19 protein-coding genes and 1 pseudogene are annotated in these 11505 nt (G+C 34.9%); 6 read left to right on the top strand and 14 right to left on the bottom strand.

Annotated elements, in window-relative coordinates:
- Positions 1–27 precede the first annotated feature (27 nt).
- From EVI01_RS12505 to EVI01_RS12540, 8 genes are all read right to left on the bottom strand, one after another.
- On the bottom strand, positions 28–189 hold the full coding sequence (locus EVI01_RS12505; protein ID WP_010752308.1) for a hypothetical protein: 162 nt from the start codon (positions 187–189) through the stop codon (positions 28–30).
- A 14-nt stretch (positions 190–203) separates the two neighbouring features.
- Positions 204–563, bottom strand: a complete 360-nt coding sequence (locus EVI01_RS12510; protein WP_002321420.1) for a DUF1064 domain-containing protein — start codon at positions 561–563, stop codon at positions 204–206.
- The gene (locus EVI01_RS12515; RefSeq protein WP_002323158.1) at positions 560–1411 is read right to left on the bottom strand and encodes an ATP-binding protein; all 852 of its coding nucleotides are present in this window, start codon (positions 1409–1411) and stop codon (positions 560–562) included. Before EVI01_RS12515 ends, EVI01_RS12510 begins: the two co-directional genes overlap by 4 nt.
- Before the next feature lie 16 nt (positions 1412–1427).
- Positions 1428–2258, bottom strand: a complete 831-nt coding sequence (locus tag EVI01_RS12520) for a phage replisome organizer N-terminal domain-containing protein (protein WP_010752309.1) — start codon at positions 2256–2258, stop codon at positions 1428–1430.
- A gap of 2 nt (positions 2259–2260) precedes the next feature.
- Positions 2261–2947 (bottom strand): putative HNHc nuclease, encoded by a 687-nt coding sequence (locus tag EVI01_RS12525; protein WP_010752310.1) that lies wholly within the window; start codon positions 2945–2947, stop codon positions 2261–2263.
- A gap of 5 nt (positions 2948–2952) precedes the next feature.
- The gene (locus tag EVI01_RS12530) at positions 2953–3687 is read right to left on the bottom strand and encodes a Sak single strand annealing protein (RefSeq protein ID WP_002336321.1); all 735 of its coding nucleotides are present in this window, start codon (positions 3685–3687) and stop codon (positions 2953–2955) included.
- Positions 3680–4021, bottom strand: a complete 342-nt coding sequence (locus tag EVI01_RS12535; RefSeq protein WP_010725024.1) for a hypothetical protein — start codon at positions 4019–4021, stop codon at positions 3680–3682. Before EVI01_RS12535 ends, EVI01_RS12530 begins: the two co-directional genes overlap by 8 nt.
- Before the next feature lie 178 nt (positions 4022–4199).
- Positions 4200–4898 (bottom strand): Rha family transcriptional regulator, encoded by a 699-nt coding sequence (locus tag EVI01_RS12540; RefSeq protein ID WP_010752311.1) that lies wholly within the window; start codon positions 4896–4898, stop codon positions 4200–4202.
- Between the two features lie 77 nt (positions 4899–4975).
- Here EVI01_RS12540 and EVI01_RS12545 point away from each other — a divergent pair, with 77 nt between their 5' ends.
- Positions 4976–5329 carry a hypothetical protein gene (locus EVI01_RS12545; protein WP_010752312.1) on the top strand — a complete coding sequence of 118 codons (354 nt, stop codon included), beginning with the start codon at positions 4976–4978 and terminating at the stop codon, positions 5327–5329.
- On the opposite strand, the gene EVI01_RS12550 is transcribed toward EVI01_RS12545, so the two are convergent.
- Genes EVI01_RS12550 through EVI01_RS12565 form a run of 5 tightly spaced genes read right to left on the bottom strand, consistent with a single transcriptional unit; the run spans position 5312 to position 6956 of the window.
- Positions 5312–5494 carry a hypothetical protein gene (locus tag EVI01_RS12550; RefSeq protein WP_010752313.1) on the bottom strand — a complete coding sequence of 61 codons (183 nt, stop codon included), beginning with the start codon at positions 5492–5494 and terminating at the stop codon, positions 5312–5314. The genes EVI01_RS12545 and EVI01_RS12550 overlap by 18 nt on opposite strands.
- 43 nt (positions 5495–5537) lie before the next feature.
- Positions 5538–5708: a hypothetical protein gene (locus EVI01_RS13780; RefSeq protein ID WP_002342077.1), complete on the bottom strand. Its 171-nt coding sequence runs from the start codon at positions 5706–5708 to the stop codon at positions 5538–5540.
- 12 nt (positions 5709–5720) lie between these two features.
- Complete coding sequence (locus EVI01_RS12555) at positions 5721–5948, bottom strand: hypothetical protein (RefSeq protein ID WP_010752314.1); 228 nt, start codon at positions 5946–5948, stop codon at positions 5721–5723.
- A 13-nt stretch (positions 5949–5961) separates the two neighbouring features.
- Complete coding sequence (locus tag EVI01_RS12560; RefSeq protein ID WP_002296611.1) at positions 5962–6165, bottom strand: helix-turn-helix domain-containing protein; 204 nt, start codon at positions 6163–6165, stop codon at positions 5962–5964.
- Positions 6166–6179: 14 nt separating this feature from the next.
- Positions 6180–6956, bottom strand: a complete 777-nt coding sequence (locus EVI01_RS12565) for a phage antirepressor KilAC domain-containing protein (protein WP_002290310.1) — start codon at positions 6954–6956, stop codon at positions 6180–6182.
- Positions 6957–7257: 301 nt separating this feature from the next.
- Here EVI01_RS12565 and EVI01_RS12570 point away from each other — a divergent pair, with 301 nt between their 5' ends.
- The 5 genes from EVI01_RS12570 (at position 7258) to EVI01_RS12590 (ending at position 10558) form a co-directional block, all read left to right on the top strand.
- Complete coding sequence (locus tag EVI01_RS12570) at positions 7258–7578, top strand: helix-turn-helix domain-containing protein (RefSeq protein WP_002290615.1); 321 nt, start codon at positions 7258–7260, stop codon at positions 7576–7578.
- A gap of 17 nt (positions 7579–7595) precedes the next feature.
- Positions 7596–8018, top strand: coding sequence for an ImmA/IrrE family metallo-endopeptidase (locus EVI01_RS12575; protein WP_010752315.1), 423 nt, complete (start codon positions 7596–7598; stop codon positions 8016–8018).
- Between the two features lie 82 nt (positions 8019–8100).
- Positions 8101–8736: a DUF4352 domain-containing protein gene (locus EVI01_RS12580; RefSeq protein WP_002329429.1), complete on the top strand. Its 636-nt coding sequence runs from the start codon at positions 8101–8103 to the stop codon at positions 8734–8736.
- Positions 8737–8850: 114 nt separating this feature from the next.
- Complete coding sequence (locus EVI01_RS12585) at positions 8851–9993, top strand: tyrosine-type recombinase/integrase (protein ID WP_010752316.1); 1143 nt, start codon at positions 8851–8853, stop codon at positions 9991–9993.
- Between the two features lie 292 nt (positions 9994–10285).
- Entirely contained in the window at positions 10286–10558 is a 273-nt protein-coding gene (locus EVI01_RS12590) for a hypothetical protein (protein ID WP_010752317.1), read from the top strand.
- A gap of 498 nt (positions 10559–11056) precedes the next feature.
- Here EVI01_RS12590 and EVI01_RS12595 read toward each other — a convergent pair.
- Positions 11057–11505, bottom strand: a pseudogene (locus EVI01_RS12595) (hypothetical protein); the annotation flags it as partial.

The following is an 11505-nucleotide window of genomic DNA, read 5'->3' on the forward strand; positions in this document are numbered from 1 at the left end:
TTTTCATTGCTGCTTTCTTATCCACGCTCATTCCTCCAATCTACGAATTTCCCTTCTTAAGTTCTCTATGTGCAAATCGATTGCCTTTCTAGCCGTTTCATTGACCATCACTGCCTTTGTTCGTTCCAGATCGTCAATCTCACGTTGAAGGATTCGAATACGCATTTGAATCACTTCTTCTGTTGTCATGATGGACCACCTCTTTAAAAACGCTCTTCCTTGAACGTATTCCGATATTTTTTAGCTAATATCAACGGCACTTGATATTGATGACAGAACAACTTTGCCTTGATCTTAAAGTCTTTTGTCTGCATTCCTTTAACATCTACGACTTTGACAAGTTTGCCGTTTTTATAAAATGTGAAGTCGGGAATATACTCGATCTTGCGATACTTCTTTCCGTCTAGTTCAAATTTCGGCATCAGCTCAAATCTTTCCTGAAGTTTTACTTTCCAGCCGTTCGCTTCAGCTTGCCACAAGGCTAGATCGTAATACTCTGCTTCCGCAATAGAATCAAACTTGATACCTCGATGAACAGTTTTCTTATTACGGTATTTATTCATGCGATACTACCTTTCACTGGTTTTATGCGCTTGTCTGCTGTTTGTTGGAATTTCAGCGCATAACCTTCTGAATTTTTAAATATCCTAGAAACAATTCTTTCACCGTAGGCTTCTCTTAGTTCAGGACCAGATAAGTTTGTTGTGATAATCGTTGCCTTGTTCTGTCTTGCTTCCAAGAGCGTGTTTAACGTATTGTTTGTAAACTGCCTACTATTTGATACCCCACTACCTAATTCAGCTCCAATATCGTCAAAAACCACCAAATCAGTTGTTTTAATATCGGCTATAAGCGATCCTTCAATTTCTTTTCTCAGTTCAGCATTGTTATAAGAAAACTTTATTTGCTCTAATAACTCTTGATAGCTTATAAAAAGTATTTTCTTGTCATAATTTGAGCGCTCAAGTATTTCCCAAGCTGTGGCCATTGATAAGTGGCTTTTTCCGCTTCCTGATTTCCCTGATAGAATGAAATGTGCAGGATGGTTCAGTAGGACATCATTTACATAGCTTTTAGCTCTTTCTAAAGCAATTTTCGTTTCTTGGTCCACTACGTGATAATTCTCCATTTTGCACTTAAACAAAGTTTTATCTGTTAATACCGAACCATTTTGAAAAAAACTCAACGCTCGTGCTTTTAAACTGTCGTTATATATCCGTTCGGTCTGTATATCCTCTTTCACACGTAACGCTTTATAACCACAACTCATGCATGTTGGTTTACAGCGTTCTGAACCATCCTTATTTTTAGCTCGCCAACTATACAAAGGTTCGCTACATTCTGGACATTTTCCGCTTTGCACTAATACTCTTCTTATTAGCTTCTCCATAGCATTTGCTAGGCTTTCCATGTGATGCATCTCCTTTTTAAATTGGCAAGTCGTCATATTCACTAGGATTGCTGTACTGTAGTTTTTGACTTTGCTTTTTATGATTCTTCTTATCTGCTTTGATTTCGAATTTGAGCTTCTCAAATTTTTCTCTCAATTTCTTAGCACTTCTAATATTTCCAAACCAAAATTCATTTGTAGGTAGCCAATTGATCACATACTCAATCGCTTCTATAGACGCTTTATCTCTTTCTTCCATCAACCTGATTGTGTCTGCCCATTTTTCGATATCTACTTTGTTCATTTCTTTTGGAAAATCTTCAGTTAAATTACTTTGCAACTTTTTAGCAAGGCGTAAGTGTTCGTCAGAATACTTACCTTTCTTTTCTTCTTTATCTATATCTTTATCTTCTTCTATATCTTTATCTGTACCGTCACGTGACGTCACGCTAACGTCATTTTCCAATTTGAGACGTTCCTGTCTCTTCCTTTCTCTGTATTTACGGTTTCTTTCAGCATTTTTTAGCCTTACTTTATCCATCCCCTCGATATTTTGATGTTTTTCCCAATTGCTGATGGCAATTAGTCCATCACTGCCTAGATCAATCATGTTGAAATTTGCCAATGTAGTTAGCGCTAGGCGAACCGTATTTACGTTTTTGCCGAACAATGTAGCAAGCATTTCTTCGGTATAAGGCATGTTCCTCTGGATGTATATCAGACCATCGTCGTTAGTCTTTCCTGCTAAGACTAGTAATCGAATCCATATAACGATGATGGCATCCGACTCAGGAACAGCTTGAATTAATCGTATTTTTTCATCGTCAAACATAGTAGTTTTAAGTTTGATCCAACTTATCTCAGCCAAATTTATCCTCCTATCCTTAACTTTTTAATCGTTTCATGACTTAACTTGATTCCTTTGATTTGATACTTATTTTTGAAATTGGTCACACCTATTTTGTGTTTCTCTGTGTGATGGATTCTGCAGAGTGCTGCAAATGTGTACTCTGAATGATCAACTTCTTTGCGCTTTCGTCTTCCTAGCGCTTTGTCAAAGTGATCGATGTCAGCTCCTGTTTTGCCACAGATGCAGCAGACTCTTTTTGTGATGCATTTGTAGAAGTAATACTCTTGATTCGCTGGTAAAATCTCATAACCTTCTTTGAAAGGAATATGATGTTCAAAGATGAAATCTAAGATGATATTTGCTAAGACGTTGGCATCACTCACAGTTGTATTCGATTCATCTTTCAGGCTTATTTTGCGCCCTGTGACGCCTTCGAAACGGAAGTAGAAGAATTCCTTCCAGAAGTCCGTTGGCATGCCTGTATCGATGAAAATATCGCCTATGAGCGCATAGATGAAGTTTCGTTGCTGTACGGTGAACCGACGTGGATCAATAAAACGAATTTCAATGACTCGATCGCCATCATATCCGTCGTACATCGTCTTCAAACGTTCGATGTTCACTTCTTCATTGATGGTTGCGCCTATGTCTTTTCCTTTGAACTTTTTCAGAACCGCTGAATATGAATCGATTAATGGTTTAAACACTCATATCACTTCTCTTTTGTTTCTTCTCTGTACTGATCTTCAAGCCAATTAACGCCTCGTTTTAGAATGCCCAAGTCTCTCTTGGTCCATTTACTGTCATCAGCGGTTATGGAAGCTGCATCAGTCAATGCAACAATTGCTTCATCAATCGATTTTTCGTACTTGTTAGCAACCAGTTGTAAAGCATCTAAGAATAGCTTTTTGCTTCTTTGGCTAGCTGGTTCAAGCATTGAGACATCTTCTGGCATATCTTCGCCAGCAAATATATATAGCCCTAGCCCAAACATCGCTAGATTTTTTACAAGACAACGCATGATTGTTTTATTGATATCAAACATAGTTGCTGCTTCAACTCGCTTTTCGATTTTTCCAACAATCTCTTTTTTCTTCGTTTCGTTATTCCACTGATAATCATTGACTTCGTAGGTATATGGCTCATCTTTCATTGCCTTGTTTGCACCATCCATGACTGGTAACCACATGTCACGCTTTACTCCGTTGACTGTGATACTGGTAAAAACCATATAGCCTGTTTTTTCATCAAAGAGGTATGGACGATGCGTTTCTGGATCACGATAGATTTCGTAGTCTACTTCTTCGCAGATTTTGCTGACTTCTGCCCACGCCCATGCCCAGGACAGATAAGTTAGTTTGTTTCTTTTTTCGACAACATCATTGACGGTTATCTTGTACAGACTATTGAATAATTTGTTATCGTTGCGTTTCGTTCCTTCACTCATCAAATTCTGCCTCCATTTCAGCAATGTATTTCTTACCTGATCCGTAATAAGAGATATCAATCAAGTTATCTCTGTCGTACTCTTCTAGTGCATCAATCAAGCCATCTTCGATGACATAGATGTATTCAGGTTTTCTGGACCGCTTCGATAGATGAATAAGATAGACATGATCCCAAATACTCACAAAATTCCCCAAATCATCTTGATCACATGCTAGTTCTTCGTTCGTCAAAAGATTTCGTCTGATTTTTCGATTATTTGTTTCCTTGATATTCGACTTGCCCCATTCAGAATCAGTCAAATATTGATCTAAAGTGGAAAGTTCTTTATTCATATGCTAAAATTCTCCTTAGATATATTTTGTTTTGTGACTCTATGCTTGCCGGCTGAGTCACTTTTTTATTTGTTGCCAAGCTTTTTGCTTATCAATATGTTGTTGGCTTAGGATGCTTGGTTTATTGTGTCTCCACCAGCGATTAGCAATTACCGTCCCTATTCTTAGCGCTTCAGCTCTATTCATTTTCATCACCGAAAAGTCTTTGTTGTCTGTTCAGTTGATCGATTTCCATCCGGATCGCAGTTTCTGGTAACCACATTTCAATAAATGAAACAGCATCATCGAATCTCTTACGAGGTAACTCGCCATATCTTGGGATTGAAAAGGTACGTTTAAATTCAGACCAAAATTTTGAGAATACTTTTTTACTGATTTCTTCATAAGCTCGGCTTTCTTTACCTCCTAAAACTTCCATAACTTTCATATTTCCTTTTTGCTTAATTTCAAACTCTTGTTGTCCGCTAATTCGCATAGTATCTTTAAGCATGGAGACATCTTTTTTAACATCTTTCATTTCTTCTAGTTGGTAGATCATCATATCTTCAATTGTTTGAGGAACAGTATTCTTGCGAATAACATCTTCCATTTCGTTGAATGCTTCAATGTATTTTTGTTTGAAGTAAATAGCTTTCTTTCCTGTAAAACCCATAGCCAACAAGAAAAAACCATCTCTACTAATGAAGAAAACTCGTCGATTTCTACCGTATGAATCTGGTTCATTACCTTCCACAAACATCTGCTCAAAATTGAGCACATCTTCTTTTAACTTTTCAATATCTCTCAAAACATTTTTGTGTTCTTTTTCAAAACTATCTGCGACTTGCAAACTCGTAGTCACAGCTTCTTTATTTTTCAAAAATACTAATTCTTGCATTATTTCTTCTCTCCTTTTTGATATAATTTTTTTATCGGCAAGTGGTCTGTCGAAATATAAAAAGGTGGTGACAATATTTGGAAATTTTAGATTTGCTTACAAACGACGCAAAATATTTGTTAGCTTCAATGTATAAAGCTTACGTTGAGAAAAGAAAGGCTGGTTCTTTGAAAAAAGATGCTTCTCACTTCGGATCTGTAGATAATTTGCATCATGATCTCATGTCTGAATGGCCAGTCGAAGATGTACTATCGACATGTTACGAATTAAAAAAACATGGATTAATATCAGGAACTCTTGCAAGTGGAACGTTTTTTAGAATATTTATTACAACTGAAGCAATTGCTATAATGGAATCTCGTTTCAAAGATAGGGTAGATTCAATACTGGATTATGCTAGTAAAATAAAAGGTTTAATTCCCTTCTTTTAAACCAAAAGGATCTTTAGTCAGATTGTCAATTTTACCTTCTAACTCTAAAAATGTTTGTTGATTTTTTATCCGTAACTCACGATTAGCTTTAGTGTCTTCGAGCAAAGCACTAAGGCTATTTGCAATGTTTTCTAACGCCGTCGCAATCCGTTCTTCTGTAGTCATATTTTCTGCTCCTCCACTTAATATTCTTGTGATACTGTATTAGTCAGTCCCTCCCGACTGGCTTTTTTGTTTTGTACTCAGCTTCATCAAGCCCCATAAAAATCCAGACCATATATACGATTGTGCCGATTAACGCTTGTCTGCTTCCCCAAAGACCTAAAGCATAGACGATTAGGGGTGCGCTGAATACTAATGCTCTGTTAAATTTGCCCATCCGCTTACCTCCTTAGACTTTATATTTCGACATGAATTCATCGATATCTTTGATGTCGTATTTCGGACGGCTGTTTTCACCAAAGATGATTACTTTCAACCCTTTTTTTACCCATTCGTTAATAGTTCCTGCTGACGTTCCTGTATAATGAACCGCTTCTCTTTGATTCAAGTAACGTTTAGGAACGTAGCCTATAAGAAATGAATCTAGATCATTTTTGCTGATTAGTTCTTGTGCCATTTCGTTCCCCCCTCTACAATTCGTACATAGTGATAATCGAATCTATAATTCTGTTTGCTTCTGCAGAAGTCTTTTTACCGTTTAAAATTAAAGATAAGTAGCTTTTGCTAATTCCAAATCTTTCAGCAAGCATGGTGTAAGTTAAGAACTTTGAACTTTCGACATATTCTTTGATTTTTTCTCTATCTCGTTGAGTGATTTCTGCAATGTCAGTCATACTAAAACTCCTTTCTAACCAATTTCCTCTAAATCCATTTGAGGGTAATATCCTTCTTTTTTTAGTAATTCGTAGATAAATAGACGCCCTTTCTGTGTCCATTTGGTATTCATTACAATTTTAGTGCCACCATCGGCTTTCGGGATCTCAGTTGTATGAGATTTTGTGTATCCTTGATTCATGTGTTTTTTGCACAATAACCATTGGTTACCGACTTTTTTCTGAATACCTAGTTTATGAAGTAATTTATTCATCTGTTGTGGAGACATCCCATAATCTGCTGCAATCTGACTAATTGTTACTGAATCTGTAGAAGATAATATGCTATCTAAATAGGAGATTTTAGGTTCATACTCTGCAATCTTTTGTTCTGCGATTAATCTTCCAGTTCTTTCTTCTTTTAGTTGAGTTGCTAATTGAATGATTGTATCTGGATTAAGCAAAGCTTCTTCTACTTTTTCTGGAGTTAGATAACCTCCATGTTTTCTAATTGCTGGCAACACTTCACTTGTTACCCAACGTTTAAATTTTTTGGCAGAGGGAAGTTTTGATTTTAAGATTAAACTGTACAAACCAGATTCGTTGATGATTGTCATCTCTCTTGATTGACCTGAGGTCGTGATTCGCGACCCCATCTTATCTTCCAAATCTACATGTCGCGACAAAGCATCTTTAGTGTTTGAATAACCCAAAACACTCGCAACGTCTTTGCCTACAAAATATGGTTCATCATTTACTAAAATTGTCCGAACTTCGTTTTGTTCGAAATTAAAAATTTGTGGTGTGTTCATATTTCTCATTCCTTTCTTTTATATTCGTAAACAAATTTAACAACTTTTTTCTAAATTCAATTGACAAAACATAGAGTTTTATTCTATACTTTGTACATAGTTAAATAAGACATATAAACATTGATTTTAAAAGCTTTCTTGGCGGTTGGCGTTTAATAATCAAAACTGTTTTTTTGTTGTCTTTTTAGTTGTTAAACTTGTTTACAAGAATAAGTATAGAGTTTTGACTCTAATTTGTCAACAGATAAATAGAGTTTAATTCTATATTTTTTCTTGTCAGTCTAGAAAGGTTGACATATCAATGAATCCATACGAAAAAATAAAAGAATTAACAAAGCAAAACGGAATATCTGTAAGAGAATTAGAAAAAAGATTGGGATATTCAAATGGATATTTCAGTAAATGGAAATCAGTATCACCTAACTCCGAAGGTTTGGCGAAAGTATCAGATTATTTTGGTGTTTCTATAGACTATCTTCTAGGAAGAGAGAAAAAAGAGGCCCCTAAACATGTGGATTTATCAGAAGACGATACTGTTTTTTCTTTTGATGGAAAAGAAATATCTAAGGAGACAATGCGTAAAGCGATTGCAATTGCTAAAGCTTTAGAGGAAAATGAATAGTTGGAGTGATGGGTTGTATGTATTTAAAGTTGAAAGAAATGCTGAGTGAGTATAATTTAAAGTTAATCTATATGGAAATGGAAGAACCAGGTTTTTATTATCCAAAACCAAGAATAGTATTTTTAAACGAAAAACTACACGAAGATAGTTCTGTAGCTTTTCATTTAGCCCACGAGCTCGGTCATTTCATTGCTTCACATTTTGAATATTCAGTACTGTACGATAACTCTACAACTTTTCATTCAAAGTTCGAAGCTGAAGCTGATAGAATTGCTATTATGATTCTACTTAATATCTTTATTGAGAATGAATTAACAGATGAATCTCAGTTCAAATTAGAAAATTTCATGAAGTTCTACTCTATCAATAATAAGTTAAGAACAGAATGTTTTAATGTTTGCCAGTCATATTTCAAGAAAAAATACTCTTATGCACAGTAAAAAAAGCCCGTGCTGCAACACGGACTCATACCTCATTTCTGAGATCACAAATATATTATAACAAGAAATGGAGAATATTTAAATGGCAAAAAAAGTTATGGGTCAAGATGGGAAAATGTATAAGGTTAAAAAACCGTTTTATAAACGGGTATGGTTTTGGGTATTAATAGTACTTTTGTTTTTTGGTATTGGTGGTGCTCTAAGTGGCGGTGAAAACAAAGATTCAGCTACTGCAACATCAACAAGTACTAATAAAGAAACTACAAAAGAAACTACAACAAAAGAAGAAAAGACTTATAAAATCGGTGATGACGTTGCTGTAGGGAAAATGGAATACAAAGTAAACTCCGTTGAAGTAGTAAAACAAGTTGGCCCATCTGTACTTCCTACTAACGCAAAAGACACTTTCTTAGTAGTTGACTTATCTGTAAAAAATGCAGGTGATAAGGCTGTGACTGTTGATAGCTCATTCTTCAAATTAAAAGCAGATGGAAAAACTTTCGAAGCTGATTCGGCTGCATCTATGTCGGCAAATCAAGATGAAAATGGTAATATCACTAACTCTTTCTTTATGGAAAGCTTAAATCCTGATATGCAACAAACTGGTAAAATAGTTTTTGATATCTCTGAAGCCCAAGCAAATGCACAAAATAATGTATTGCAAGCACAAACAGGTTACTTTGGAACAGAGACAGTTTCAATTGCTCTTCATAACTAATTAGTATAAAAAACACGCCCCACCGACCAAAGCGAGCGTGTTCTAAGAAAAAACAAACCTATACAATAGGCTTATTCACGTGTCTATTGTATCAGAGAAAGAGAGTAGATTCAATTGGCTAAATTTGAACAATATAAGAAAAAGAACGGTGAAAAAGCGTGGAAGTTCCAAGCATATTTAGGAATCAACCCCGAAACAGGAAAGCCTGTTAAAACTACTCGTCGAAATTTTAAAACTCAACGTGAAGCAAAATTAGCACTCGCAAGATTGCAAAGTGAATACGAGGACAATTTATTAAAAAACGATAAGCCAAAAACATATAAAGACGTATATGATTTATGGATGACTGAATACAAAAGAACAGTACGAGGATCTACATTATTAAAAACAGAAAGAATTTTTAAAAATCATGTATTAGAAGAACTCGGCGACATATATATTTCTGAAATCACGCCTATCAAAATTCAAAAATTAATGGATAAATGGGCAAATAAATATGATACAGCTCCTAAAATGATGAATTACACAGGACTAGTTTTTAAATACGCCGTTCGATTTGGTATAATAGAGTCCAATCCTACAGATGCCATACGCAAACCGAAAAGAAGGAAAAAAGCAACTGTTGAAGAACCATTCTACGATAAAAAACAATTGAAATTGTTTCTTGATGAACTATATAATCAGCCAAACCTAAAGATCCAAGCTTTTTTTAGATTACTAGCTATGACTGGTATGCGAAAACAAGAAGCAGGTGCTCTTGAATGGAGAGATATAGATTTCAAGGCTAAAACAGTCAATATCTATAAAGCCGTTACTAGAACAGCAAATGGACTAGAAATTGACACCACTAAAACGGTTGGATCTAGCCGAATAATTTCAATCGATCAAGGTACTTTAGATAAGCTTCTTGAATGGAAAGAAGCTGTTCTTCCTCCATCTGACGAATGGCTCGTTTTTGGACATTCAAGTGCAAAAAATCCACACGATATAATGAGCCTTGATACTTCACGAAAATGGCTTTTAAACATCCAAGATCAAATGGATAAAAAACAAAAGAAAAAACTACCTAGAATTACCGTACATGGTTTCAGACATACTCAAGCTAGCTTATTAATAGAAATGGGCGCCTCGCTAAAAGAGGTGCAATTTCGTTTAGGTCATGAGGACATCCAAACTACTATGAATACCTATGCCCATGTATCAAAACTTGCTAAAGAACAATTAGCAGATAAGTTCAATAAATTTATAGATTTATAGCTATGTGGCATTCAAAATGGCATTCAATTAAATTTAAGTATTGATATAATAGCATTTAAGCGACTCCCGCCGTCTCCATTGTGAGATTTCGCTAGATTTCGCTAGATGCTTAAATCCTTATTTTATAAGGGTTTAGGCATTTTTTGTTTTCGGTGAATTAATTTTTTTCGTAATCATTTTCATATACAAAACAGCAAAAACATTTTTATTTACAACGAGAACACATGTTTGTATAATACTTTTGAGATAGTATTCATACTAAAATCAATGACAAGTTAAGGAGTGCTTAATAATGATAAAAAAATATGGAACTGTGGATAAAATTAGAACATTAAACTTTGGCGCACGTCCTCTTGTTCGTTTTAGTTTAAATCATTTAAACTGTTTAATTTCTGGTCATAGTTTGAACTTTCTTGCAGAAGTTGATGAAGGAATGAAATTAGTCGTTAGTGGCTTTTACAACAAAAGAAAGCAGTTTGTTGTGAAAGAATACCATGTCCTTGGACCAACAAAAATCTCTCTTGAATTTAAGGAAATAAAAAAAGAATTACTTGTAAAAAAATAAATTTTTTTGTGTATGTGTGATGTGACGAGAATGAGATAAAAGTAAATTTTTTTCTTATCTTCTAAAACTGAATAAATGACAGTAAAAACGTAATCACTTTGTAACTAGCCAGAATTCTCAAAAATTTGAAAAAACAAATTTTGTGTATTCTTGCTTCTTTCTTGAGACCTAATACCACCCTCGTGATCACTTTTTTATTTACACTTCAAAAATCAATTAGAAAAAAATTACAGAATAGATAACATTTACAAGCTTTTTAAAAAAATATTTATATTGTTATTGGTCTCTTGAAAAAACAAATTCAGTAAATAGAAAAAATCACTTAGCTAACAAAAGCATTGAGTGATTTTTTCTATACTACTGCCATTCATTTAGACTACTTAACTAGTTAAACCCCTCAAGAAACATCAAAAAACTTTCTCATGCCCTGATTCTCACTAGTCTCCAATCAATGATATCCCTTGTTTCTGGGTTTATATAGATTTGTTGATGGTCCATTTATTTTTTATTGTTTTTAATCAGGCGGCTCACTCTATATATAAAGAACAATATTAATAAAAATCCTAAAATCAAAGCATACTTATTTGATTGATTATTGGTTCGTGGAAATATTTTTGAAAGAACATTATGTCTACTCGTTTCATTTCCTCGCATGTCATTTTTTTGTCCACGAGATCCGTTACGATTAGAACTATCGCTAAAAGTCGGTGCATTTTCTACGATTAGTTCACGACTTGGTTCTACTGTGCTTTCATTGTTGGTCTCACTACTTGATTCCGTTGTGCTTTCACTGCTGGTTTCGCTACTTGATTCTATTGTGCTTTCACTACTGGTCTCGTTACTTGGTTCTGTTGTGCTTTCACTGCTGGTATCACTACTCGGGTCCGTTGTACTTTCACTGCTAGTCTCACTACTTGATTCCGTTGTGCTCTCACTGCTAGTTTCGC

Origin of the sequence: Enterococcus villorum (genome assembly GCF_007990225.1) — a bacterium.
Classification (GTDB): Bacteria; Bacillota; Bacilli; order Lactobacillales; family Enterococcaceae; genus Enterococcus_B; species Enterococcus_B villorum.

What these genes read in the sequence shown, in the direction of transcription:
- EVI01_RS13780 (WP_002342077.1), bottom strand. Translation starts at nt 5,708, where the DNA reads ATGGGCAAATTTAACAGAGCATTAGTATTCAGCGCACCCCTAATCGTC.
- EVI01_RS12570 (WP_002290615.1), top strand. Translation starts at nt 7,258, where the DNA reads ATGAATCCATACGAAAAAATAAAAGAATTAACAAAGCAAAACGGAATA.
- EVI01_RS12515 (WP_002323158.1), bottom strand. Translation starts at nt 1,411, where the DNA reads ATGGAAAGCCTAGCAAATGCTATGGAGAAGCTAATAAGAAGAGTATTA.
- EVI01_RS12540 (WP_010752311.1), bottom strand. Translation starts at nt 4,898, where the DNA reads ATGCAAGAATTAGTATTTTTGAAAAATAAAGAAGCTGTGACTACGAGT.
- EVI01_RS12505 (WP_010752308.1), bottom strand. Translation starts at nt 189, where the DNA reads ATGACAACAGAAGAAGTGATTCAAATGCGTATTCGAATCCTTCAACGT.
- EVI01_RS12555 (WP_010752314.1), bottom strand. Translation starts at nt 5,948, where the DNA reads ATGGCACAAGAACTAATCAGCAAAAATGATCTAGATTCATTTCTTATA.
- EVI01_RS12510 (WP_002321420.1), bottom strand. Translation starts at nt 563, where the DNA reads ATGAATAAATACCGTAATAAGAAAACTGTTCATCGAGGTATCAAGTTT.
- EVI01_RS12535 (WP_010725024.1), bottom strand. Translation starts at nt 4,021, where the DNA reads ATGAATAAAGAACTTTCCACTTTAGATCAATATTTGACTGATTCTGAA.
- EVI01_RS12590 (WP_010752317.1), top strand. Translation starts at nt 10,286, where the DNA reads ATGATAAAAAAATATGGAACTGTGGATAAAATTAGAACATTAAACTTT.
- EVI01_RS12560 (WP_002296611.1), bottom strand. Translation starts at nt 6,165, where the DNA reads ATGACTGACATTGCAGAAATCACTCAACGAGATAGAGAAAAAATCAAA.
- EVI01_RS12530 (WP_002336321.1), bottom strand. Translation starts at nt 3,687, where the DNA reads ATGAGTGAAGGAACGAAACGCAACGATAACAAATTATTCAATAGTCTG.
- EVI01_RS12550 (WP_010752313.1), bottom strand. Translation starts at nt 5,494, where the DNA reads ATGACTACAGAAGAACGGATTGCGACGGCGTTAGAAAACATTGCAAAT.
- EVI01_RS12565 (WP_002290310.1), bottom strand. Translation starts at nt 6,956, where the DNA reads ATGAACACACCACAAATTTTTAATTTCGAACAAAACGAAGTTCGGACA.
- EVI01_RS12575 (WP_010752315.1), top strand. Translation starts at nt 7,596, where the DNA reads ATGTATTTAAAGTTGAAAGAAATGCTGAGTGAGTATAATTTAAAGTTA.
- EVI01_RS12580 (WP_002329429.1), top strand. Translation starts at nt 8,101, where the DNA reads ATGGCAAAAAAAGTTATGGGTCAAGATGGGAAAATGTATAAGGTTAAA.